18 protein-coding genes and 1 tRNA gene are annotated in these 24261 nt (G+C 64.2%); 11 read left to right on the top strand and 8 right to left on the bottom strand.

Annotation, left to right across the window (positions count from 1 at the left end):
* Window positions 1-45 precede the first annotated feature (45 nt).
* The 5 genes from FJ974_RS26285 (at window position 46) to FJ974_RS26265 (ending at window position 5443) form a co-directional block, all read left to right on the top strand.
* Window positions 46-996 carry a DMT family transporter gene (locus FJ974_RS26285; RefSeq protein WP_140536846.1) on the top strand — a complete coding sequence of 317 codons (951 nt, stop codon included), beginning with the start codon at window positions 46-48 and terminating at the stop codon, window positions 994-996.
* Window positions 997-1339: 343 nt separating this feature from the next.
* Window positions 1340-2440 (top strand): polyamine ABC transporter substrate-binding protein, encoded by a 1101-nt coding sequence (locus FJ974_RS26280; protein WP_140536849.1) that lies wholly within the window; start codon window positions 1340-1342, stop codon window positions 2438-2440.
* Between the two features lie 73 nt (window positions 2441-2513).
* Window positions 2514-3653, top strand: coding sequence for an ABC transporter ATP-binding protein (locus FJ974_RS26275; RefSeq protein WP_140536852.1), 1140 nt, complete (start codon window positions 2514-2516; stop codon window positions 3651-3653).
* Window positions 3654-3662: 9 nt separating this feature from the next.
* The gene (locus FJ974_RS26270; RefSeq protein WP_140536856.1) at window positions 3663-4628 is read left to right on the top strand and encodes an ABC transporter permease subunit; all 966 of its coding nucleotides are present in this window, start codon (window positions 3663-3665) and stop codon (window positions 4626-4628) included.
* On the top strand, window positions 4625-5443 hold the full coding sequence (locus FJ974_RS26265) for an ABC transporter permease (RefSeq protein ID WP_140536859.1): 819 nt from the start codon (window positions 4625-4627) through the stop codon (window positions 5441-5443). Before FJ974_RS26270 ends, FJ974_RS26265 begins: the two co-directional genes overlap by 4 nt.
* A gap of 5 nt (window positions 5444-5448) precedes the next feature.
* Here the strand turns inward: FJ974_RS26265 and FJ974_RS26260 are convergent, their stop codons facing one another.
* Complete coding sequence (locus FJ974_RS26260) at window positions 5449-7326, bottom strand: AsmA-like C-terminal region-containing protein (protein ID WP_140536862.1); 1878 nt, start codon at window positions 7324-7326, stop codon at window positions 5449-5451.
* A 264-nt stretch (window positions 7327-7590) separates the two neighbouring features.
* Between FJ974_RS26260 and FJ974_RS26255 the strand changes: the two genes are divergently transcribed.
* Entirely contained in the window at window positions 7591-9549 is a 1959-nt protein-coding gene (locus FJ974_RS26255) for an acetoacetate--CoA ligase (RefSeq protein WP_140536865.1), read from the top strand.
* A 260-nt stretch (window positions 9550-9809) separates the two neighbouring features.
* Here FJ974_RS26255 and FJ974_RS26250 read toward each other — a convergent pair whose 3' ends face one another.
* Window positions 9810-13871: a PAS domain S-box protein gene (locus FJ974_RS26250; protein ID WP_140536869.1), complete on the bottom strand. Its 4062-nt coding sequence runs from the start codon at window positions 13869-13871 to the stop codon at window positions 9810-9812.
* Window positions 13872-14117: 246 nt separating this feature from the next.
* On the opposite strand from FJ974_RS26250, the gene FJ974_RS26245 reads away from it, so the two are divergent.
* From FJ974_RS26245 to FJ974_RS26235, 3 genes are all read left to right on the top strand, one after another.
* Window positions 14118-14579, top strand: a complete 462-nt coding sequence (locus tag FJ974_RS26245) for a phasin (protein ID WP_140536872.1) — start codon at window positions 14118-14120, stop codon at window positions 14577-14579.
* A 350-nt stretch (window positions 14580-14929) separates the two neighbouring features.
* Window positions 14930-15006 (top strand) — tRNA-His (locus FJ974_RS26240).
* Window positions 15007-15278: 272 nt separating this feature from the next.
* Window positions 15279-15533: a DUF768 domain-containing protein gene (locus tag FJ974_RS26235; RefSeq protein ID WP_140536874.1), complete on the top strand. Its 255-nt coding sequence runs from the start codon at window positions 15279-15281 to the stop codon at window positions 15531-15533.
* A gap of 37 nt (window positions 15534-15570) precedes the next feature.
* Here the strand turns inward: FJ974_RS26235 and FJ974_RS30220 are convergent, their stop codons facing one another.
* Window positions 15571-15693, bottom strand: coding sequence for a hypothetical protein (locus FJ974_RS30220; RefSeq protein WP_264296794.1), 123 nt, complete (start codon window positions 15691-15693; stop codon window positions 15571-15573).
* Window positions 15694-15700: 7 nt separating this feature from the next.
* Entirely contained in the window at window positions 15701-17266 is a 1566-nt protein-coding gene (gene xseA, locus FJ974_RS26230) for an exodeoxyribonuclease VII large subunit (protein ID WP_140536877.1), read from the bottom strand.
* A 121-nt stretch (window positions 17267-17387) separates the two neighbouring features.
* Here xseA and FJ974_RS26225 point away from each other — a divergent pair, with 121 nt between their 5' ends.
* The gene (locus FJ974_RS26225) at window positions 17388-19598 is read left to right on the top strand and encodes an EAL domain-containing protein (protein ID WP_140536880.1); all 2211 of its coding nucleotides are present in this window, start codon (window positions 17388-17390) and stop codon (window positions 19596-19598) included.
* A 40-nt stretch (window positions 19599-19638) separates the two neighbouring features.
* Here the strand turns inward: FJ974_RS26225 and FJ974_RS26220 are convergent, their stop codons facing one another.
* Window positions 19639-20595 carry a LysR substrate-binding domain-containing protein gene (locus tag FJ974_RS26220; RefSeq protein ID WP_140536882.1) on the bottom strand — a complete coding sequence of 319 codons (957 nt, stop codon included), beginning with the start codon at window positions 20593-20595 and terminating at the stop codon, window positions 19639-19641.
* A gap of 176 nt (window positions 20596-20771) precedes the next feature.
* On the opposite strand from FJ974_RS26220, the gene FJ974_RS26215 reads away from it, so the two are divergent.
* Window positions 20772-21062 (top strand): DUF1127 domain-containing protein, encoded by a 291-nt coding sequence (locus FJ974_RS26215; protein ID WP_140536884.1) that lies wholly within the window; start codon window positions 20772-20774, stop codon window positions 21060-21062.
* A gap of 172 nt (window positions 21063-21234) precedes the next feature.
* On the opposite strand, the gene FJ974_RS26210 is transcribed toward FJ974_RS26215, so the two are convergent.
* The 3 genes from FJ974_RS26210 to FJ974_RS26200 all read right to left on the bottom strand — a co-directional run bounded on the left by FJ974_RS26210 (window position 21235) and on the right by FJ974_RS26200 (window position 24208).
* Window positions 21235-21459: a type II toxin-antitoxin system HicB family antitoxin gene (locus tag FJ974_RS26210; protein ID WP_140536886.1), complete on the bottom strand. Its 225-nt coding sequence runs from the start codon at window positions 21457-21459 to the stop codon at window positions 21235-21237.
* Between the two features lie 261 nt (window positions 21460-21720).
* Window positions 21721-22734, bottom strand: coding sequence for a DUF937 domain-containing protein (locus FJ974_RS26205; RefSeq protein WP_140536890.1), 1014 nt, complete (start codon window positions 22732-22734; stop codon window positions 21721-21723).
* Window positions 22735-22834: 100 nt separating this feature from the next.
* Window positions 22835-24208, bottom strand: coding sequence for a glutamate--cysteine ligase (locus FJ974_RS26200; RefSeq protein WP_140536892.1), 1374 nt, complete (start codon window positions 24206-24208; stop codon window positions 22835-22837).
* Window positions 24209-24261: the final 53 nt, after the last annotated feature.

Raw genomic sequence — 24261 nt, 5'->3', positions numbered from 1 at the left:
TCCCGGTAGATCGTGCCGCCCGCAAACGCGCTGACAGTCGTGTCCATGACCGATAACGCCTCGCCTCGCGTCGCCTTGCCCGCAGTCTCGCCGCGCGAGGAGCGGATCGGCATGCTGCTGGTCTTCCTGTCGGCGCTGATGTGGAGCTTCGGCGGCACCATTGCCCGCTTCATCCACGTCGGCGACAGCTGGACCGTGGTGTTCTGGCGCTCGCTTTGGGCGGCCGTCTTTCTCGTCGCCTTCATGGCCTGGCGCGATGGCTGGCGCGGCACCTTCAAACTGGTCCGTGAAATGGGCCTGCCCGGCCTCGGCGTCGCCTTGTGCTTTGCCACCGCCTCGACCAGCTTCGTGGTGGCGCTTTCCTACACCACGGTCGCCAATATCCTTTTGATGCAGGCCGGCGTGCCGCTTCTGGCGGCTTTGCTTGCCTGGGTCCTGTTTCGCGAACGCGTCGGCCCGGCCACCTGGATCGCCATTGCCGCCGTCATTACCGGCGTCGCCATCATGGTTTCCGAATCCCTCGACGGCGCGGTCTCTCCCATCGGCGATGGGCTGGCCTTGCTGATCGCGGTGATGTTCTCGTTCGCCACCGTGATTACCCGTCGTTTCGCTCATGTCCGCATGGTGCCGGCCAACTGCCTTGCGGCGCTGCTTGCCTGCGCGTTCGCCGCCTCCCAGGCTTCCGAATTCGCGGTTTCCACGCGCGAGATGGGCTTTCTTTTCGCTTTCGGCGTGCTCAATCTCGGTCTGGGCCTTGCTTTTTTCGCCATGGGCGCGCGGCTCGTCCCGGCAGCGGTCGCCGCGCTTCTCGGTACGTTCGAGCCGATCCTCGGCCCGATCTGGGTCTGGCTGGTCCATTCCGAGGTACCGTCGGTGCGCACCATCATCGGCGGCGCGGTGGTCGTCATGGCGCTGCTTGTCCATATCGGCTTCGAGTTCAAGCGCCAGACGCGTCCGGCGCGGCCAGGAATTACCGGCCTGCCATCCCCCAATTGACGGCGCTTCCCCCATTGACAACCCTGTTGCCGGGCGGGCAGGCTGCGATCACGGCAACAACAAGCAGGCGTATCTTGCCAGATTTCTCCGCCGGCCCGATCGGGACCGGACAGCATCGTCACATCCCTGCTTACGCCGTCGCGAACGCCGCTGACGGCGCCAGCACAACACCCCGGCCACGGCAACGGCCCAAAGCTTCCGTCAGCCCCGTATCGAACCGTCATGGTGCAGGCCGTTCGCGCTTGTTGCTGCCTGGAAAGCTCAATAATAATCTTAAGCAAATGCCCAGCCGCGCGGACGCCGCGACGGATTGGCGATGGAACACTCACCAAAGGAGAACAGCATGATCCGCAAAGCGCTCTGCCTTTCGGCGACCTCGGCATTTCTGACACTTTTCACTGTAGGCGGTCATGCCGAAGACCGTGTCCTCAACGTCTTCAACTGGTCGGACTATATCGACAGCTCGATCATCGACGATTTCACCAAGGAAACCGGCATCAAGGTCGTCTACGACACCTACGATTCCAACGAAATTCTCGAAACCAAGCTGCTTGCCGGCGGCAGCGGTTATGATGTCGTGGTGCCGACGGCAAGTCCCTTCCTGGCTCGCCAGATCCAGGCCGGCGTCTACCAGAAGCTCGACAAATCGAAGCTGCCGAATCTTTCCAACATGTGGAACGTGGTGATGGAGCGCGTCGCCAAGTTCGATCCCGGCAACCAATACTCGGTCAACTATATGTGGGGAACGACCGGCATCGGCTACAACACCGCCAAGGTCAAGGAAGCACTGGGTGTCGACACGATCGACAGCTGGGATGCGGTTCTAAAGCCGGAAAACATCGCTAAGCTTTCCAAGTGCGGTGTGTACTTCCTCGATTCGCCCACCGATATCTTTCCGACCGTGCTGAACTATCTTCATCTCAGGCCGGACTCGACCTCTCCGGATGATATCGCCAAGGCCACCGACCTGATGCTCAGCATCCGGCCTTCGATCCGCAAATTCCATTCATCGGAATATATCAACGCGCTCGCCAATGGTGACATCTGCGTGGCTGTCGGCTATTCGGGCGACCTCTTCCAGGCCCGCGACCGCGCCGCGGAGGCCAAGAAAGGCGTCGACATCGCTTACGCCATTCCGAAGGAAGGCGCCGAGATGTGGTTCGACGAGATGGCGATCCCGGCCGACGCGCCGCATGTCGCCGAGGCGCACGAGTTTCTGAACTACATGATGCGGCCGGAAGTGATCGCCAAGTCGACCAATTACGTCTTCTACGCCAACGGCAACAAGGCCTCGCAGCAATTCGTCAAAAAGGAGGTCCTCGACGATCCGGGCGTCTATCCGGATGAAGCGATGCTGGCCAAGCTGTTCACTGTCGGCCCGTACGATCCCAAGACGCAACGCCTCGTCACCAGGTCCTGGACGAAGGTGATCACGGGACAATAAATAACGGCGAAAGCCCCGGCGGATTCGCCGGGGCTTTCCTTTTGACGCTACGACAGAACAAGAGGGGTAAACTATGAAATCGCTTGGCAGCATCCGCAGGGATTTCGCACCATGGAGCGATCCCAATGCCAAGCCCTACATTCAATTCGACAAGGTCACCAAGAATTTCGGCGATTTTACCGCCGTCAACAATCTGTCGCTGACCATCTTCGAGCGCGAGTTCTTTGCGCTGCTCGGCGCCTCCGGCTGCGGAAAATCGACCCTGCTCAGGATGCTGGCCGGCTTCGAGCAACCGACGGCCGGGCGCATCCTGCTCGACGGCCAGGATTTGCGCGGCATCCCGCCCTACCGCCGGCCGGTCAACATGATGTTCCAGTCCTATGCGCTGTTTCCGCATATGACGGTCGAAAACAACATCGCCTTCGGCCTCAAGCAGGAAGGCATGCCCAGGCCCGATATCGAAAAGCGCGTCGCCGAGATGCTGAAGCTGGTCAAGCTGGAGCAGTTTGCCAAGCGCAAGCCGCATCAGCTGTCCGGCGGCCAGCGCCAGCGCGTCGCGCTCGCCCGCTCGGTCGCCAAGCGGCCGAAGGTCCTCCTGCTGGACGAGCCGCTCGGCGCGCTCGACAAGAAGCTGCGCGAGGAGACGCAGTTCGAACTGATGGACCTGCAGCAGGAACTCGGCCTCACCTTCGTCGTCGTCACCCACGACCAGGAAGAAGCCATGACCATGGCCGACCGTATCGCCATCATGGACAAGGGCGAAGTGATGCAGGTCGCCACGCCGGCGGAGATCTATGAGGCTCCGGCGTCACGCTTCGTGGCGCATTTCGTCGGCAACGTGAACATGTTCGACGGCAAGGTCGCCGAGCGCACGGCCAACACGACACGCATCACCGGGGCGAGCGGCGCCCAGATCGTCGTCGACAGCGGCAACGGGGCCGCTGCCGGCGCGGACATCGTTTTTGCGATCCGGCCTGAGAAGCTCAAGGTTTCCTCGAAGAAGCCGGCTGATGCCGTCAACGCGCTGGAAGGCGAGGTCTACGATATCGCCTATCTCGGCGACATGACGGTTTACCTCATCAGGCTCCACGACGGGCAGATCGTGCGGGCAAGCGCGTTGAACGCCGCGCGCATCAGCGAGGATCCGCTGACCTGGAACGACCGCGCCTGGGTCTCGTTCCGGCCCGACGCCGGCGTCGTGCTGACCAGGTAGGAGAGGGCCATGAGCGACATCGCCTCCACCGCCTCTCCGTCCGCCGAAACCACCGCGGCATTGCCGGCGAGGCTGGCCAATGGCTTCATCAATCGCCTCGTCATCATCATCCCCTATCTGTGGCTGCTGTTCTTTTTCCTCATCCCGTTCATCATCGTCTTCAAGATCTCGATGTCGCTGCCTGCGATCTCGATGCCGCCCTACACGCCGGTGCTCGATTTCAGCGACGGCATTTCCGGATTCTTCGCGGGGCTCCGCGAACTCAATTTCGATAACTACGTCTCGCTCACACAGGATGCGCTCTACATCAAGGCCTATGTCAGCAGCCTCGTCATCGCCGCGATCTCAACCCTGCTTACGCTGATTGTCGGCTATCCGATCGCTTACGGCATGGCGCGTGCGCCGGCGACGGTCCGTCCGACCCTCTTGATGCTGGTGATCCTGCCGTTCTGGACTTCGTTTCTGATCCGCGTCTATGCATGGATCGGCATCCTGAAGCCCGAAGGGCTGCTTAACGAGCTGCTTTTGTCGCTCCACCTCATCGGCGAGCGACTGCAGATCCTCAACACCTATACCGCAATCTTCATCGGCATCGTCTATTCCTACCTGCCTTTCATGGTGCTGCCGCTCTATTCGTCGTTGGAGAAGATGGACAATTCGCTGATCGAGGCGGCTGAGGATCTCGGCTGCCGACCGGTCATCGCCTTCTGGAAGATCACCTTCCCGCTGTCGCTGCCAGGCGTCATCGCCGGCTGCCTGCTGGTGTTCATTCCGGCCGTCGGCGAGTTCGTCATCCCCGATCTGCTCGGCGGCTCGCAGACGCTGATGATCGGCAAGACGTTGTGGAACGAGTTCTTCAACAACCGCGACTGGCCGGTTGCGTCCGCGGTGGCCATTATCCTGCTGCTGGTGCTCACCATTCCAATGATGTTCTACCAGCAGGCCCAGGCGCGCGCTCAGGAGCAGGGCAAATGAATGCCAGCTGGAGCCGCTTCAACGTCACCTCGGTGGCGCTTGGCTTTGCCTTCCTCTATCTGCCGATCATCCTTTTGATCGTCTTTTCCTTCAACGATTCGAAGCTCGTCACCGTCTGGGGCGGCTTCTCGACCAGATGGTATGTGTCGCTGGTCCACAATCAGGGACTGATGGACGCCACCTGGGTGACGGCGCGCGTCGGCGTCATCTCGGCGACTGTGGCGACGGTGCTCGGCACGCTGGCCGCCATCACCTTGACCCGCTACACGCGCTTCCGCGGCCGCATCCTGTTTTCAGGCATGGTCTTTGCGCCGCTGGTGATGCCGGAAGTGATCACCGGCCTCTCGCTGCTTTTGCTCTTCGTCGCCGTCGGGCTCGACCGCGGCTTCTTCACCGTTACGCTCGCCCACATCACCTTGACGATGTGCTTCGTCGCCGTCGTCGTGCAGTCGCGCCTGGTCACCTTCGACCGCTCGCTCGAAGAGGCCGCCATGGACCTTGGCGCGCCGCCGGTGAAAACCTTCTTCCAGATCACGCTGCCGGTCATCCTGCCGGCGATCGTCTCGGGCTGGATGCTGGCCTTCACGCTTTCGCTCGACGATCTGGTCATCGCCAGCTTCACCTCAGGACCCGGTGCGACGACGCTGCCGATGAAGATCTACAGCCAGGTTCGCCTCGGCGTGACGCCCGAGATCAACGCCGCCTGCACCCTCCTGATCGCCGTCGTGGCGATAGGCGTCATCATCGCCTCGATCGCCAACAAGCGCCGCGAGGTCCAGCGCCAGCGCGACGAGCAGGCCGCGCAGCGCGGGTAATAGCCCTACTGGCCTGAAACGCCGCGGCTGATCGGTGAGATGAACGGCGTGCTCCAGTTGCCGCCGACGAAGAACAGCGACTGGGTCGGTCCCGGCGGAGCCGGATTGGCCGCCTGACCGTTGGCCTGGGGCTGCTGCGCCGGTTGTCCGGTCGGGACGATGCCGCCGGATAGCGCCAGCCCCCGCCCCGTATAGGAGGCGATGCCGGACAGCCAGATCTTGTACTTCTGCGAATTGACCTCGGCCTTGTCCAGCCGCGCCACGCCCTTCGAGATGCTCGCCTTGATCTCGGCGCCGTCGATCGGCAGCGAGCCGTCGGCGACATCGTCTAGCGCGAAGAAGCCGCCCTGTTCGTTATGCTTGAGGAAGGCGGGCAAATTGAGCCCGTTCAGCGAGCCCGGCCCGAACGTGGCCGAGAACGATCCGTCCGCATTCTCGAAGATGGAGTCCCAGGCCCTGCCAGGTCCTTTGAGAATGATCGACACGGTTCCGGTGCTGGCCGGCACCAGCCGCGTCATTCCCGCCGTCGTGGCGAAGGCGCCGCTGTCGATGTTCGAGGCCAGCAGCCGCATCTCGATCTGCGTGCCCTCGGGCTTGCGGTCGAAGCGCAGGCTGCTCTGGATGTTGCCGCCGAAGGCAGAAGCATCGGATATGTCGAAAACGGCGAGGCCGTTCTTGACCTGCGCCGTGGCGGCGACGTCGGCAAGCTGGACCGGGCCGGCCGTGGCGTGCGCCGCCGAGAGCCTGAGGTCGAGATTGATCCGGTCGGCGAAACTGGTGTCGATCGCGCCGGGACCCGCTTCGCCAGTGGGGGCGATCGGCGTGAAGGCGGACAGGAATGATCTCAGGTCAAGCGTATCGAAGGCAAGCGTGCCGGCGATCACCGGCCGCGCCTCGGCGAACGAGAAGTCCAGCGCGCCCATGCCTGGATTGTTGTCCAGCGCCACGGTGGTGTTCTCGAACTTCGCTCGCCCCGCCGATGCCGTCACCTTGCTGGCAAACGAAACCGAGCCGATCGCGGCCCCTGGGGCAATGCCGGCCTGCGACCACTCCAGCACCCGCCGCAGCGATGGCGCGGCGAACTTCGCCTGGCCGTCGAAATAGGCGTTGTCCGACATCGCGGCGACGCCGTCGAACGAGAAGGTGGCGGGCGCTGCCTTGAAGGCGAGCGTGACCGGCGCGGCACCTCCTGCAAACAGCACCAGCGGCTTCGACGAGGAAAAATTCAGCTGGACGCTCTCGCCGCGCCATATTCCGGTTGCCGTCAGGGAGGCATCGCTGTTCATCGCCTCCCAGTTCACCTGGCCGCTCAGGCTGGTCAGGATTTCGGTGTCCTTGCCGCCCGCCGAAGTCACAACACGGCCATCGCGGAACTCGACGGTGCCGAACGGGTCCGAGGGCAATTTGCCGAGATCAGGCTTCTGCGGGTTGGCGGTGACCACGCCGCGGGCGGCGTCGATCGAGCGCGTGATACGGCCACCGGTTGGAAGCGGCGGCAGATAGAAGCCGCTCGCGGTGCGCTCGACCCTGATTGTCGGCCGCACCAGCCTTGCGGTCGAAAACGCCACGTCGCCCTGCAAGGCGGCCATGGCGGAAAGGTCGACTTCGACCCGCTCGGCTTCGACCACCGGCGGCGCATCCGTCTCGGTCCATTGCGAAAGTGTCACATCGCTCAGGATCGCCCGGAACTTCGGCCACACCTCGATGCGCGGCGAGCCGTCGATGGTGACGCGGAAGCCGCTCCAGGCGCTCAACTCCCAGGCGATGCGGTCGCGCACGATGCGGGTCGAGGCAATCAGCGGCAGGGCGGCGACCGCAAGCGCGATGACCAGCACGGCAACGCCGGCCATCCACACCCCGCGGCGGATCAGAGATGATGGCATTTCGCCCCGTATGCTTCCGTTGCCGACAAATTCGCCCGACGGGTGTAACCGAGCGCTGACGCTTTTCAAGTCTTTATGGCCCTGCGATGGCATATGCGCCGCTTCGGCATCGCGCGTCCGAACAAAATCTTGCCCTGCTGCGTTGCGCTATGCATAAGCGATACGCCCTGATCGCCGCCCGAAATTGCGCGCCGGTTTTGGGACAACGACAGGCGCTACGTTGCGTTTAACTGCCGCAAGCGCGACGTGCTGGGAGGAACGATCATGGCCGCCGACACCCCCTTGTGGACCCCGACGCCGGACCAGGTCGCCTCCGCGCCATTGACCGCTTTCATGAAAGCTGCGGCAGCGAAGACCGGCGGGCCCCTTTCGAGCTATGCCGGGCTTCACCGCTGGTCGATCGACGATCGCGAAGGGTTCTGGGACCTGGTCTGGGACTTCTGCGGGCTCGTCGGCGACAAGGGCGGGCGGGTTCTCGTCGACGGCGACAGGATGCCGGGTGCCGGCTTCTTTCCCGACGCAAGGCTCAACTTCGCCGAGAACCTTCTGAAGAAGACCGGGAGCAGCCTGGCAATCGTCTTTCGCGGCGAGGACAAGGTCGAGCGCCGGCTCTCCTGGAACGAGCTTCATGCGCTGACCTCGCGCCTGCAGCAGTTCTTCCTGTCGCTGGGCGTGAAGGCGGGCGACCGCATCGCCGCCATGATGCCGAATATGCCCGAGGCCGTTGCCGCCATGCTCGCCGCCGCGTCGATCGGCGCCGTCTGGTCGTCCTGCTCTCCCGATTTCGGCGAGCAGGGCGTGCTCGACCGCTTCGGCCAGATCGGGCCGGTCGTCTTCATCGCGCCGGACGGCTACTGGTACAATGGCAAGGCGATAGAGGTCGCCGACAAGGTCAGCGCGGTGGCGGCCAAGCTTGGCACCGTCCGCAAGGTGCTGATCGTCGACTATCTCGGCACGTCTGCCGATGTCGCCGCCACCATCGACAAGGCGGCGGCGCTCGAAGAAGCGCTCTCGCCCTTCGCCGCCAAGCCGCTGAGCTACGAAAGGCTGCCGTTCGCGCACCCGCTCTACATCCTGTTTTCCTCGGGCACGACCGGCATCCCGAAATGCATCGTGCACTCGGCCGGCGGCACGCTGATCCAGCATGTCAAGGAACACCGGCTGCATGCCGGGCTGCTCGATGGCGACCGCTTTTTCTACTTCACCACCTGCGGCTGGATGATGTGGAACTGGCTGGTCTCGGGCCTGGCTTCAGGAGCGACGCTTCTGCTTTATGACGGCTCGCCTTTCTATCCCGACGGCAACGCGCTGTTCGACTTCGCCGACGCCGAGAAGATGACCTATTTCGGCACCTCGGCCAAGTTCATCGATTCCGTGCGCAAGGCAGGCCTGAAACCGATCGGCAGTCATGACCTGGCAAGCGTGCGCACCATCTCGTCCACCGGCTCGCCGCTGTCGCCGGAGGATTTCCGTTTCGTCTATGACGGCATCAAGAAGGACGTGCACCTGGCCTCGATCTCCGGCGGCACCGACATCGTCTCCTGCTTCGTGCTGGGCGTGCCCACCGAGCCGGTCTGGACCGGCGAGATCCAGGGACCGGGCCTCGGCCTGGCGGTCGATGTCTGGGACGATGACGGCACGCCGGTCCGCCAGGAAAAAGGCGAACTGGTCTGCACCAGGGCATTTCCATCGATGCCGGTCGGCTTCTGGAACGATCCGGACGGCAAGAAGTACCACGCGGCCTATTTCGAACGTTTCGACAATGTCTGGTGCCACGGCGACTTTGCCGAGTGGACGGCGCATGGCGGCATGGTCATCCATGGCCGCTCCGACGCCACGCTCAATCCTGGCGGGGTCAGGATCGGCACGGCCGAGATCTACAACCAGGTCGAGCAGATGCCGGAGATCCTGGAGGCGCTGTGCATCGGCCAGGATTTCGACAACGACGTGCGCGTCGTCCTGTTCGTGCGTCTGGCCGCCGGCGTCACGCTCGACGAGGATCTCGAAAAGCGCATCCGCGCCAAGATCCGTTCGGGCGCCAGCCCCCGCCACGTGCCGGCCAAGATCGTCGCCGTCACCGACATTCCGCGCACCAAGTCGGGCAAGATCACCGAGCTCGCCGTGCGCGACGTCGTCCATGGCCGTGCCATCAAGAACAAGGAGGCGCTTGCCAACCCGGAGGCGCTCGAGCTGTTCCGCAACCTGCCGCAGCTTGCCGGGTGACTGCCGCGGCATGGTTAAACAATTCTCTCGGTCGAATTTACCTAGATTTCACGAGTGGTACACATTCGTAAATTTTTTCGCCTCCCGGTAAGGAGTTGTTAAGGGACGGCGTCGATAGTCGCGGATAACTTGAGGGAGAAATCCCGTTCCTCGCCCCTAGAGGTTCAGATTCGCTCAAGCCCCCGTTGTGACAGCAAATCCCATTTCAAGGCGTCCCGTTGGACGCCTTTTTCTTTGCAGGAGCCCGGGCGCGAAAGCGCTTATTCCGCCAGCACGCGGGTCGAGGGGAAGGCGACCTCGACCAGCGTTCCTTCGCCGGGGGTCGAAGTGATGATGAAACGGGCGCGGTTCGCCTCCACCATCGCCTTGGTCAGCGGCAGCCCAAGGCCGGTACCGTCGCCGCGGCCGCGCTTCAGCGCATTGATCTGCTTGAACGGCTTCAGCGCCTGTTCGATCTCGGCCTGGGTCATGCCGATGCCGGTGTCGCGCACCCGCATGACGACATCGCCGGAGGCCTCGTAAGCGGTCGACACGATGACCTGGCCGCCGGCCTGGGTGTAGCGGATGGCGTTCGATAGGATGTTGAGAGCGATCTGGCGCACGCTGCGCAGATCCGCCACCACTTCCGGCAGCCGCGAGGCGAAGCTGGAACGGATGATGACGCGCTCGCGATTGGCCTGCGGCTGCATCATCGCCACCGTTTCGGCCAGCGTGTCGTTGAGCGACACCGCCTCGTAATCCATCTCCTGCTGGCCGGCCTCGATCTTGGAGATATCGAGCAGATCGTTGACCAGATCGAGCACGTGATTGCCAGAGCGGTTGATGTCGCGCAGATAGTCACGGTAGCGATCGTTGGCCACGGGGCCGAACTTCTCGTCGACCATCAATTCGGAAAAGCCGATGATGGCGTTGAGCGGCGTGCGTATCTCATGGCTGATGCGGGCGAGGAAATCCGTCTTCTGCGAGGAGGCGCGCTCGGCCACGGCGCGCGCCTGGGTGAGGTCTTCCTCGGCCCGCTTCCACTGCGTGATGTCGCGCACCACCGCGCAGAAGCCGCTGTCGTTGGGCAGCCTGCCGATAGTCATGAACAATGGAATGAAGCGCCCTTGAGACTCGCGGCCAATGACCTCGCGGCCGTCATTCAAGACGCTCGCTACGCCGGGCTCGGAAAGACCGCTGAGATAGTCGCGCGCCGCGCGCTGGCTCTCGATGGCGAACAGCGAGGCAAAAGGCTTGCCGGCGACCTCGTCGCTGTCGAAGCCGAACAGCGCTTCCGCCGGCCGGCTGATCGAACGGATATTGCCGTCGCGGCCGATCAGCACCACGCCATCCGTGGCGGTGTCGATGATGGTGCGCATTTCAGCAATGCGCGCCTTGAGCTCGGGAACATCCGGCTGATGGGTCGGCTCGTCATTCGCCGCGCCGAAATGCGCGGGCATCGCCTCGTCCTCGCCCGAGCGGCGCACCACCAGCATCAGCGCCTTGCCGCCGCGCCAGGGAACCGAACGCAGCAGCGCATCGATCGGGAATTCCTGGCCCTGGCGGGTTTTCAGCTTCAGCGAACGGTCGCTTTCGTCGGCCTCGCCATCGTCGGCGTAGTGGTCGGCGAACAGCGCCCCCAGCCCGCCCGCATCGGCAAGGTCCTCCAGCGTATCATAGCCGGTGAGCTCGAGGAACGCCTCATTGGCGTAATGCAGCATATCGCCGGAATGGATGAGCAGCGGCACCGGCAGCCTGGCGACGATGGACGTGTCGGGAGTTCCAGCCTCCTCTCCGGTAGAGAAGGCGGACGGCACAAATCCAGCCGACTTGAGCGGCGGCACCTCGAAGCGCGGCCGCTCCGCAGGCGGCGCCGGCATCCCGGCTGTCCGATCAATGGCGGACGAGCTGTTGTCAATGTCGGGATCGACCCAATCCTCGCTGTCTTCCGCATCGCGAAAATCGTCGGCGGTCATGCTATCGTCGTTCGCGCCGGCATCCGGGGCCGGCACCTCGGCCACGGCCGGCTGCGTTTCGCTCGGCTCGCTGGCCTGCTGCGTCTCCGCAATCTTGTCCGGCTCGGAAACCGGCGCTTCGCCAGTCGTCTCGACCGCTTTCTCGCGCCCCGCATAGTCGAGCAGCGAGACGGCCGGCGGTGTTTCGCCCTGGGCGGCGCTTACTCCGGAAGCGTCTTCGACGCCGTCGAGCCGGGCCAGATCCTTCTGGTCCTCCGCCTCGGTCTCCGCTTCCGCGGTGTCAGCGGCCTCGGCCTTCGGCGGCGTACGGCTCGCTTCCTCTGTAGCGGGCGTTGCCAGGTCGGGCGCCGCCGGCTCGGCTTCGCCGGCTTGCACCTCGCCAGTCTTCACCTCAACGGTCTTCACCTCGCCAGTCCGCGGCTGTTCCGCGGTTGCCTTCGACGTATCGACGTCCGCGGTCGCATCGGGCCGCTTTTCAGCTTCGGGGGTGCGTTGCTCAGCTTCGGGGGTGTGCGGCTCGGTTGGGCTGGAACTGTCCTTGCGCAGCCGCTCGCCGATTTCGCGGAAGGCGCTGCGTTCCAGCACCGACAGGCCTTTGTCGGTTGCCCGCTGCTTGTCGCTTGCCGGCTGCTTGTCGTTGGCCGGCTGCCGGTGTTCGGCCAGCCGGATTACCTTGTCGGCAAAGCGCCGCTCCGGCTTCGGCACGATGGTCAGCGCCGGCACCTCGCCGCGGAACGGATCGGCAGGCTTCGGCGGTTCCGCCGCCGGTTGCTCGCCCGCCGGCTGCTCGCCCGCCGGCTGCTCGATCGGCGGCTGCTCGATCGGCGGCGGTTCGGCCGCGCGCTCCAGCTCGGCCGGCGCTGCGCCGTTGGGCACAAGCGCCATGCCGAGCGCTTCCGGATCGACCACGGCGTCGGCGCTGCGCGCCACACCGAAGCCGCGAAAACCTTCGAAGGCGCGGCTGCGGCCATAGACCGGCAGCGCCGCCAGATCGACCGGGATCTTCAGCTCCGTGCCGGCCACCGGCCACAGTACCGAGCGGCCGGACCAGGTGTCGCGCCGCTCGAGCAGGCCGGCGATTTCGCCTGAGGCGTCGAGGCCGAAAGTCGTCGCGACATCGCTGAAGCGGCGGCCGATCACGTCGGCGGCCGGCTTGCCGACGATGTCGGCGAACTCCGGCGACAGAGTGCTGAACTTGCCCTCGGCGTCGGTGCGCCAGACGAAACGCAGCGGCGGCGCCGAGCGGTCGATCGTTCGCGGCGCCATCGGCTCGTGCGATGATGCGACCTCTGCGATAGCCAGCTCCTTGTCTTCGACCGAGCCTTGCACCGGTTCGACCTTGGCCGGCATCTCCGGTTCAGGTTTTTTGGCGTCGTCACCGCCGGCGTTGAAATACCAATGGTCGTGCTGTGCGGGATGGTCGGATTGCGCAGCGCCGCCATCTTCGGCCGGTTGGCCCACCGGGCCCGAAGACTTATCTTCGACGGCGGGTTCGGCGCTGCTGTCCTCGGGAATTTCGGTGACGGCCGCTTCGCCGGCTACCGCGGCCGGCGCTGTCGGATTGTTGTCCTGAACCGGTTCCGCCACGCCGCTCTCGTCTGCGGAAGCAGCCACTGCGCTTTTCGCCAAAGCGCCCTGGTCATCGCTAGCCTGTCCGCTTTGACCATCGCCAGCCCGATCGTCAGCAAGGCTGTCTGCGCCGTCAAGCTGGTCCTCGTCGATCACCACCAGCAGGTGGCGCACGTCCGTCAGCTGCGCAAAGCCGGCGGGATAGGTGGCCCCGGCGCCGGGAACGAGGCGCTTGACGATGCGGTCGCCGCTGCTAGCTACGTCGGCAACCAGGGCAGCCAGCGTCTCCGGTTCGATGCCGAGCGCCGCAAAGCCCTCCGATGCCGCCTCGACATTGCCTTGAGCATCGACGAAGGCGATGAAATGCCCGGCCTCGGTGAAGCCGCCAATGGCGCGGCCGGCGATCTCGGCAGCACTGCGCGAACCGGTCTGCGCGGCCGGCAGCGCCAGCATGATGGCCTTTTCGCCGTCCGGCATCGTCACCGCGCTGGCCAAGAAGCCGACGGCGCGGCTCACCATGCCGGTCGCCAGCCTGACCGTGATGGCGCGGTCGCTGCCGATCTCCGGAAAGCCGCTGGTCGCCATGATCTGCCGCCTGGCGATCAGCGGCAGCTGCGCCGAGGCGCCGATGATCGCCTCGATGTCCGGATAGCCGAACATCGCGGCACCCGGGCCGTTGGCCCAGATCACCTGTTCGAGGTCGGCCGACAATATGGCGAGCGCGTCGCCCGCGGCAAAGCGCTGACGGACCGCGTCGAGCACGGCGACGTCGAGGAAGGAGTAGTTTTCAGGCGGCATGCGCTGGCAAACCCTCACGGAGCGGGCATTTTTCAGTTAACGCTTTGTTAATAAAAGCCCGCGGTGCGAAGGTCCACAAGCCATGCTGCAAGGCGGTCGAAATCTCTGGGCGTTTGGTTAATGGCCGTAAGGATTTTATGTTGCGCTGCAACAAAGATGTTGCAATGCACAAAAAATCCTTTATGTTGCCATAGTACATGAATGAGACGGCTTTCTGTCAAAGCCGCTATCCTGAAAGGTTGGAAAATGTCCAAGACGACCACCAAGACCGAGACCGCCGAAAACGTTGAATTCCCGAGCTTCGACGCTTCCAAGACCACCGACCAGATGCGCGCTTTCGCCGAGAAGGGCGTCGAGCAGTCGAAGGAAGCCTATGCCAAGCTGAAGACTGGCGCGGAAGAGACCCAGAAGGTTCTGGAGTCGACCTTCGAGACCGCCAAGACCGTTTCCAGCGATCTCTCGCTCAAGACCATCGCTGTTATGCGCGCCAATGCCGAGGCCAATTTCTCGCATCTCGAAGCCCTGATCGGCGCCAAGACGCTGTCGGAAGTCGTCGAGCTGCAGACTGCCTTCCTGCGCAAGCGTGTCGAAATGGCTGTCGAGCAGGCCAAGGAGCTCCAGACGGTTGCCTCCAAGGCGGTCGAGGACGTCTCCAAGCCGGCCAAGACCGCCTTCGAGAAGGCCATGAAGGACGCCAAGGCGGCCTGATTTTTACGCACAACCCGAAGCCGCATCAAAACGTCGCATTTTATCAGACAAATAGATGTGCGATAGGGTTGTGAATACAGATACCCGGGCAGTCGGAACCTCCTCCCTCCGCTTCCCGGGGTGACCAGCCAGCTCCTCCTCCCGCTGGCTCGGAACAGGAAAAGGCCGGCACCTCCTCCCGCCGGCCTTTTCTTTGCCTGCTGAAAACCGGCGCCGATGAGGACAACCAGTCCTTTGCCTTATTAAGGGCCTTGAATTAGATTCCGATAGCCCGTATTTGACGCATCGCCGAACGACGGAGCGGATCCCGGAGAATGAAGCTTTCACCTCGATCTTGCTCAGGCAGATGTGCCGTTGTAGCTCAGCTGGTTAGAGCGCCGGATTGTGGATCCGGAGGTCGCTGGTTCGATCCCAGCCAACGGTACCACCATTCTCGATGATCTGAACGTGCCCCTTGAACCTTTCCATTTCTTCGGCTGTGCGGACCTTGGGCAAGATGTCTTGCCCGGTGAGGCCGACTCGGCTCGAATGGGGCATGCATCCTTTGGCGGGATGCTGACGTTTACCAACCGGGTTAGAGCGCCGCGCGTCCGTTGGACGCGCAAAGGACGCTCTAAAAACTTGGGTTCACGCATCGTGCTTTCCGAAAATCGATTCCGATTTTCGGGCCGATGCGGTGGCCGCTAGGGAAGAAGCAGTATGAGTGAACATGCGATCGAGTTCCTGCGCGGATGGATCGGCGAAAAGGTCCATTGCCAGCATTCGCCGGTCAGGATCGAGAAGCAGGCCGAGACCCTCGCCAGGGAGTGCGCCGCCAAGGCTGCCGAAGAAGGCATTCCGCTTGAGGACATCCAGGAAGAAGTCGGCGATATTCAGGAGCTGATCGCCTCGCGTCTCGAGGAAGCTGCCGAGGAGAGCGAACGCGACACGACGACGGACAAGCCGTCCAAGTGACGATTTTCCGGCATAAGCCGGAAAGGCCAGTAATTCCCTACAAATAGCCGAGCTGGTGTCCGGCATTGAAGCGGCAGGGCGTGCCGTCGAGCGCGACCCCGAATGAACACAGCCGCGGCTTGCCCGACAGCGTGCGATGATGCGGATCGTGGCTGCTCATCCAATCCTCAGAACAGTGAGCCCTGGTTGCCCGGGTCCTTGGTCCTGACTGGCGGCTTGGCGGCCAGTTTCGGCCGCGCGCCGCCGCTGGTGGCGATGGCATCGGCATTGCCGTCGGCGAATTCCAGCTGCAGGGCGGCACCCGGCGCCAGATCCGCGACCCGCTTGATGACCGAGCCGTCAACGTCCTTGACCAGCGCGAAGCCGCGCGCCAGCACCGCCTTGTGCGACAGCGTGGCGAGCAGCCGGTCCGCCTGGGTCAGCGCCGCGCGCAGGCGGTCCAGCCGCCGCGCCAGTGCCTGGTCCTGCCTGCGCGTCAGCCCGGCCAGCGTGTCGGCCTGCGCCTTCTGCCGCCTGGCGATCGGCGCGGGCGACAGTCGCACCGACGTTCGCTCGAAGCGTGCACGCCCCTGCCGTACGATCGCAAAGAAGGCCGCCCGCGCGCGGGCGATGTCGCGGCCCGTCAGCGTGCGCGCCTCGTTGAGGCGCCGCGACAAGGTTGCCGGCGTCAGCCGCTGCCGCTCCAGCGTTGCCCTCTTGCGCTCGATATTGACCGTCAGCCCTCGTCCGAGGCGGCTGGTCGCGTCGTCGAAGCGGCGGCGCGGCAGGGCCAGCAGCTGGTCGGGCGAGGGCAGTGCCCGCGCGGCCGCACGCACTGCCTGGCGCTTGCGCTCGAGATGGCGCGAGGCACAGGCATTGAGCCGTGCGCCGAGGCTTGCCAGCGTCGCTTCGAGCTCCGCCTTGACCGGCACTGCCATCTCGGCAGCGCCGGTCGGCGTCGGCGCCCGCATGTCGGCGGCGAAGTCGACCAGCGTCCAGTCCGTCTCGTGGCCGACTGCCGAGATCACCGGGATGCGGGAATCCGCGACCGCGCGCGCCAGCGCCTCGTCGTTGAAGCCCCACAGGTCTTCGAGGCTGCCGCCGCCGCGCGCCACGATCAAAAGGTCGGGCTGGCGGATCGGCCCGGCCCATTCCAGCGCGTTGAAGCCATTGACGGCGGCCGTCACTTCCCGGCCCGCCGTCTCGCCCTGCACCCGGACCGGCCAGACCAGCACTGTGAGCGGAAAGCGGTCCTTGATGCGGTGGATGATGTCGCGGATCACCGAGCCGGTCGGCGAGGTGATGACGCCGATCACCCGCGGCATGAACGGCAGCCGCCGCTTGCGGCCGGCATCGAACAGCCCTTCGGCCTGCAGCCGGCGCTTGCGCTCTTCCAGGAGCGCCATCAGCGCGCCGGCGCCCGCCGGCTCCAGATTGTCGATGACGATCTGGTAGTTGGATTTGCCGGGATAGGTCGTCAGCTTGCCGCTGGCGATCACTTCCATCCCTTCCTCGGGGCGGAATTTCAGCCGGCTCATCGTGGTCTTCCACACCACGGCGTCGATGCGAGCCCGGTCGTCCTTCAGCGCGAAATAGGCGTGGCCGGAGGAATGCGGCCCGCGATAGCCGGAGATCTCGCCGCGCACGCGCACATTGCCGAACGCGTCCTCGACGGTGCGCTTCAGCGCGCCGGAAATCTCGCTCACCGTATATTCGGTGGCGTTGCTGCGCGATTCGCTTCCTGCTTCACTCATGCTGGGATTGGGGAACGCTTATCGGTCCGCGTCAAGGCAAAGCGCAATCTCGCTAATACTATAACGCGATTTTAAGGTCGATTTGCTTTGAGTTGCCGGCAACACAGCCCACCAAGGACGCATGAGCCCAAGCCCCAACAGCAGCCCACTGACGCATCAGGTCACGTTGACCGTGCTGATCCTTGCCGCCTTGGCGCTGGCCATTGTCGCCGGCTTCGGCTTCTACGCAACCACCCAGGCCGATCATGCTTCGCTCGAACGGCAGAAAATCTTCATCGCCGACGGTTTGAAGGACCAGGTCGCCGCGGTCCAGCGCGAGCAGGAAAGCGTCGCCGTCTGGGACGATTCCGTTACCAACGTCAGGGAGGGTAACCAGGTCTGGATCGAGGAAAACCTCAGCGTCTGGATGTATACCTACTACGGTCACAACCGGGTCTACATTCTCGACGCCGCCAACCGCCCGGTCCATGCCATGCGCGAAGGCAAGGTGGTCGATCCGTCCGCCTATGGCGAGGACGAGCCGGCCATACGGGCGGCCGTCGAAAGGCTGCGCGCCATGCTGGGCCAGCCGCCGCGGACCGATGCCTCCGGCCAGCCGGCCAAGATGGTGGTCGAGGACCTAGTATCGCTCGGCGGCCAGCCGGCGATCCTCAGCGTCATGCCGCTGGTGCCGAGCTCGGACCGAGTCACACAGGCGCCCGGCACCGAATATCTTGATGTTTCGGCTGAGTTCATCAATGACGCGGTGATCGGCAAGATCGCCGGGAAATATCTGCTCGAAGGCGCCCGCCTGGTGCCGCTGTCGCAACCAGCCGGCGCGGCGGCCGTCCCACTGGTCGATTCCCGCGGCGTCATTCTTGGTTATATCGGCTGGGACCAGGAACGGCCCGGCCTCGCCCTGGTGCGCAAAATGGCTCCGGCCCTGGCGGTAGCGCTGCTTCTGGCGACGGGCGTCCTGGTCTTCCTGCTGCGCCGGCTGCGCCGCGCCTCGACGGCGCTGCAGACCAGCCAGGATCAGGCGCAATATCTTGCCTTCCACGACACGCTCACCGGCCTGCCCAATCGGGCGCTGTTCGAGGATCGCTTGCGGCGCATGCTGCTGTTTGCCAGCCACGAAGCGGCAAGGGTGGCGCTGCTTTACCTCGATATCGACCGCTTCAAGCATGTCAACGATACGCTCGGCCATCCGGCCGGCGACGAGCTTGTCCGCCAGACGGCGGCCAGGCTTAGGCACACGATCCGCGAGGTCGACACGGTGGCGCGGCTCGGCGGCGACGAATTCGCCATCATCCTGCTGGATGTGCGCGATGTCAGGAGCGCGGAGGACATTGCCGACAGGCTGCTGCAGAAATTGCGCGAGCCGTTCAAGCTGATCGACGACCAGATCTTTGCCAGCGCCAGCATTGGCATTGCGCTGTCGTCGGGGCCTGACACCGACGCGGATGACCTGCTGCGCAAGGCCGACATCGCCCTCTACGAGGCCAAGAAGAACGGCCGCGGCCGCTACCAGATTTTCGCCGGCGACATGGATGACCTGCTGCTGCGCAAGCGCAGGGTCGAGGCCGAACTGCGCAAGGCGCTGGATGGCGATGGCGGCATAAAGCTCGCCTATCAGCCAGTCTTCGCCACCGACTGCCGCAGGATCCTGGGCGCCGAAGCCCTGATCCGCTGGGGACACGAGGTGCATGGCGCGCTGCCGGCGGCGCAATTCATCGCCATCGCCGAAGAGCGCGGCATGATCGGCGAGCTCGGCAGATGGATTCTGTCGGAGGCATGCCGCTTCGCGGTCGGCACCGAGCTGCCGTGGATCGCCGTCAACGTCTCGCCGATGCAATTGCGCGACGTCGGTTTCGCCGAACAGGTCGCGTCGATCCTGAGCGAAACCGGCCTAGAGCCGGCCCGCCTGCAGCTCGAGACCACCGAGAGCGTGCTTCTCGAACACAACGACACCATCGGCTCGGTGCTTGCCGCGCTGCGCAAATCCGGCATCCGCATCGTGCTCGACGATTTCGGCACCGGCTATTCGTCGCTGAGCTATCTGCGCCGCCAAGCTATCGACAAGCTGAAGATCGACCGCTCCGTCGTGCACCTTCTGAACGAGGACGCAAGTGCGGCGGCAATCGTCAAGGCGCTGATCGAGCTTGCGCTGGCTCTAAGGGTCGAGGTGACGGCCGAAGGCGTCGAGACCGACGGCCAGAAAACCCTGCTCGTCGGCATGGGTTGCCATCAACTGCAGGGCTATCTGCTGTCGCCGCCGCTGGAACCCGGCCAATTGCTGGCGCTGCCAGGCCTGTCGTCCGACGCCCCGGAACGCTCCGCCGCCCGCGCCTGACTTTAGAGACTGTTTCGAAATTCTGCTCCCAGACAGTCTCTTACCAGCCGGGCAGGATCTGGTTGGGCTTTGTCCGCTTCATCCTGGCGAAGGCGAGGGCTGCAAAGTCGAAGCTTCCCGTCTCCTCGCCGACCGGCACGGAAATATTGTCGAGGCTTTCCGAGATGTGGCGGGCCAGCGCATCGACGATCTCCGGCTGCGAGGTTTGGCCGCGCATGATGCCGATGCGGCAGTCGGGCAGCGTGCCGAACCCGTCGGCCTCGCCCAGAACGCGCATCCCGGGCCTGAGCGCGCATTCCGGCAGCACCGAGACAGCGAGGCCGGAAAGCACGGCGGCGGTGATCACGGTCGCCGAGAAGCTCGAGAAAAGCACGCGATACTCGCGGTTCTGCCGGTCGAGCACGTCGACGGCCGCGCGCCGCCAGACGCAGTTCGGCCTGCCGAACGCCATCGGCAGGATTTCCTGCTCATGCGTGGCGTGGTTGGCCGAGGTGACCCACAGCAGCGGCTCGCGCCGCACCACTTCCGACTGGCCGCGCGTGTCGTTGTGCGTCACCAGCGCGAGGTCGAGATTGCCGCGTTTGATATGCTCGACCAGCCCCGGCGTCGGCTCGCAGATGACGGTGAGCTCCACGCGCGGATTGGAGCGCGAGAAGCGCGCCATGATCTCGGGCAGGAAGCGGTCGGCGTAGTCGTCCGGCGTGCCGATGCGGATCGTGCCTTCCAGCCGCTGGTCATCGAAGGCGGCGAGTGTCTCGCGGTTGAGGTAGATGAGCCGCCTTGCGTAGGAGAGCAGTCTGTCGCCTTCCTCGGTAAGCCTGTTGGTGCGGCCGTCCTTTTCGAACAGCGGTTTGCCGATCCGCTCCTCCAGCCGGCGCATCTGCATCGACACCGCCGACTGCGTCCGGTGCACCTCCTCGGCAGCGCGGGTGAAGCTGCCGGTATCGGCGATCGAGATGAAGGTCTGCAACTGATCGAGATCGAGCGGCGCTTTCATCGGTCCAACCCATCATTGATGTTGATGCTAAAGATTAGAAACATTCGTTGGATTAATCAATCACGCCATGGCAAATTAGCGCCATCCACATGAAAGCATGTGCATCGAGACCGGAACGGCGCTCTCCCAGGCGCCGTTTGCCCGGCTCGTCCGCTCTGTCCCGAAGGAGGACCGACATGGCCACGATCGAATTCGCCACCGAGACCCCGCGCATCACCACGCGCCCGGCCGTTGTGGCGCGTCTGGTCAATGCGCTCGCCGACAGCTATCGCGCCTGGAAAAATCGCCGCGCCTTCTATCGCCTCGGCGAGATGTCGGATGCCGAGCTCGCCGATATCGGCCTGACCCGCGCCGATCTCCACGTCGCCATCGATGTGCCCTTCGGCCGCGATCCGACGGCGAAGCTGCGTGCCATCGCCAGCGACCGCGCCGACACCATTGAGGACCTCGCCCGCAAGGTCGCCTGACCGGCTTCAGTGCTTGGCTTTTCGGTCGCATTGAACCTTTTCAAGGCTCGGCGCGACCAAGCTTCATGCAGGCTTCCCACTCCCTGCCGGTTCCCCGCCGGCCTGCCTGCGCATTGCCCGGTTCTCCTCCAGGACCGGGCATTTTTCTTAGGAAGTCAGGTTTCTTGGGAAATCAGGCGAAAGCCAGCTTTCGCGACGGCCTTGGTATCGATCGGCCAAGTTCGTGGGCTGCTTCTATCCAGGACGCGATGGCATCCTGGACATTCGCGATCGCCTCTTCGGGGGTTTCTCCATCGCTGATGCAGCCTGGAAGGTCGGGTACAACGGCCGAAAACCCGCCGCCGTCTTCTGCCGCAAGCGGCGCGATGACGACCGGATATTCAAGTCTGTCCGTCATGTCTCTTTGCCTCGTCGATGAACGTTACGAGTTTTCGAATATATACGGGTTTGATGGGGCGTTTGAAAGGCACGGTCAGAATGTCGACCATCGCTGAGTGACTGATCTTGTAGTGCGACCCACCTGATCTTGGCGGCACGCATTGGATGCCGGCCTCACCGCAAACGGCTTTTACGTCCGCTATCGACCAATCGCCGCGAGGATTGCGGCGCATTTGCTCCAACCGTTTACTCAAGGGACATCAATCCGCACCCATGAATGCTACCGCCTATCCATTCCCCTCTTGAACTGGTCGAAGATCGATTCCACGCCCTTCTGATATTCGTCGCGCTGTTGCGCGCCGGTTTCGAACATCTTGCCGAAAATATCGTCGAACGGGTTTCGCAGCCTGCCGCTCGGATTGGTCTGCGGCTGCGGAGCCTGACGTTGTTGCGGTTGCTGCGGCGCCGGCTGTCCGCCCGGCATGCCGAATCCGCCGCCTCCACCTTGCCGCAGCATCTCCTCGAAGATCTTGCCGAGCGGATTGTCGCCATAGGGGCTTTGTGTCTGCTGTGGCGGCTGCGGTCGGCCTTGCGGCGGCGCGCCACCGCCGAACATGTCCTGCAGCACCTTCCCGAGCGGGTTCTCGCCGTAAGGATTGGGCGTCTGCTGCGGCTGGCTTTGCGGCTGTTGCGCGCCGCCGCCGAACATATCCTGCAGCACCTTGCCGAGCGGATTATCCATCGGGCTCTGAGGCTGCGGCATCTGGCGCTGCTGCGGCGCCGGCGCGCCGCCGCCGGCCTGCCGCATCATCTGCTCTATGATCTCGCCGAGCGGATTGCTACCGCCGCCGAAACCGCCTGCCGCCTGCATCTGGTTATTGGTCTGCTTGAACAGCCCGCCCATCATCATCGAAGCCATGGCCGGAAGCATCTGCTGCAGCACCTGCTGGCTGAGGCCGGTTGCCTGCGCAGCCTGGCTGGCGACCGCGCGCGACAGGTCCTTCGAGCCGAACAGATGTCCCAGGATGCCGTTGCCTTCGTCGATGCCTTGCGGCGAGAAGGCCCGCGTCGCGTCCTCGAAATATTTGGCGTGCTGGCCGCTTGCCATCGCCGTCATGAAGGCAGCCAGCCCATAGGGATCTGCGGTGTTGCGCTGCAGCCCCTGGGAAAAGGCCGGCAGCAGCGCCTCGACCGCCGCCTGCGTCTGCTGCATCGAAAGCCCACACTGCTGGGCCAGCGCTTGCATGCCGTTGCCGTTCTGGGCCTGCGCAAAGATGTCGAACAAGGAAGGCATCGCGTTTTCCTCCGCAATACTGTTGCGGGGAAGCCTAGTTCTTTTCCATCACCGATTGAAGCGGCTTTTGCGGTATCACCGTCCGGTAGCCGGCGAACGGTTAATAGGCGTATTCCATGAACACCGGCTCGATCGAGCCGCCCCAGCGGGTGTGATAGGCCGACAGCATCTCCTCGGCGCTGGTGGTGCCGCGCGCCACGACCTCGTCCAGCGTGTTGAGGAACGACGTCTCGTCATAGCCGTCGCGGTTTTTTCGTGCGCGGTTTTTCAGCCCCATGCGCGAGATGGCAAGCACCTCCCGGGCGACCTCGCGCAGGCTGGTGTTGCGGAACGGCGCCGAGATGCCTAGCTCCGGCACCGCGTTGCGCATCGCCAGTGCTTCCTTGTAGGTCCAGCTCGAGGTCAGCGCCTCGGCGGCGTCCAGCGCGGCCTCGTCATAGAGCAGGCCGACCCAGAAGGCTGGCAGCGCGCAGATGCGCCGCCACGGCCCGCCATCGGCGCCGCGCATTTCGAGGAAGCGCTTCAGCCGCACATCGGGAAACAGCGTCGACAGGTGATTTGCCCAGTCGCCCATCGTCGGCAATCCATCCGGTATATCGTTGCGTGCGGCGCCCGTCATGAACTGGCGGAAGGTGACATGCGTCATGTCGTGGTAGTGGCCGTCGCGGATGACGAAATACATCGGCACGTCGAGCGCCCATCCGACATAGTCGGCGAAGCCGAAGTCGGGCGAGAAGCAGAATTCGAGCATGCCGGAACGCTGGTTGTCGGTGTCGCGCCAGATGTCGCCGCGCCAGCTCTGAAGCCCGTTCGGCCGGCTCTCGGTGAAGGGCGAGTTGGCAAACAGCGCCGTCGACAGCGGCTGCAGCTTCAGCGACACCTGCATCTTGCGGCGCATGTCGGTCTCGCTCTCGAAGTCGAGGTTCACCTGGATCGTGCAGGTGCGGTACATCATGTCGAGGCCCTTGGTGCCGACCTTCGGCATGTAGCGGGTCATGATCTCGTAACGCGATTTCGGCATTTTCGGCGTATCGGCGAGCGACCATTTCGGGCTGCCGCCAAGCCCGAGGAAGCGGATGCCCATCGGCTCGGCGATCTCGCGCACCTGCGCCAGATGCGCATTGCCTTCGCGGCAGGTCTGATGGATCGTTTCCAGCGGCGCGCCGGAGAGCTCGAACTGCCCGCCCGGCTCCAGCGAGATGGCGCCCTGGCCGGTCGGCTCGACCAGGCCGATGATGCGGCCGGCATCCAGGATCGGGTCCCAGCCAAGCTTGTCCTGCATGCCTTCGAGGATGGCGCGGATGCCGCGGTTGCCGCCATAAGGTACCGGCGCGTTGCCGTCGACATAGAAGGGGAACTTCTCGTGCTCGGTGCCGATGCGCCATTTGTCGCGCGGCTTGTTGCCGGCCGCCAGATAGCCGACGAGTTCGTCGACGCCTTCAATAGGCCGGGTATCGGTAGTGTCGCGCGCCATTTAACAGCCCCTTCAAGGCAGCCGGACGACTGCCGGCGCTAGATGGACGAAAT

Source organism: Mesorhizobium sp. B1-1-8 (assembly GCF_006442795.2).
Classification (GTDB): domain Bacteria; phylum Pseudomonadota; class Alphaproteobacteria; order Rhizobiales; family Rhizobiaceae; genus Mesorhizobium.
This window is presented reverse-complemented; position numbering and strand designations above follow the sequence as displayed.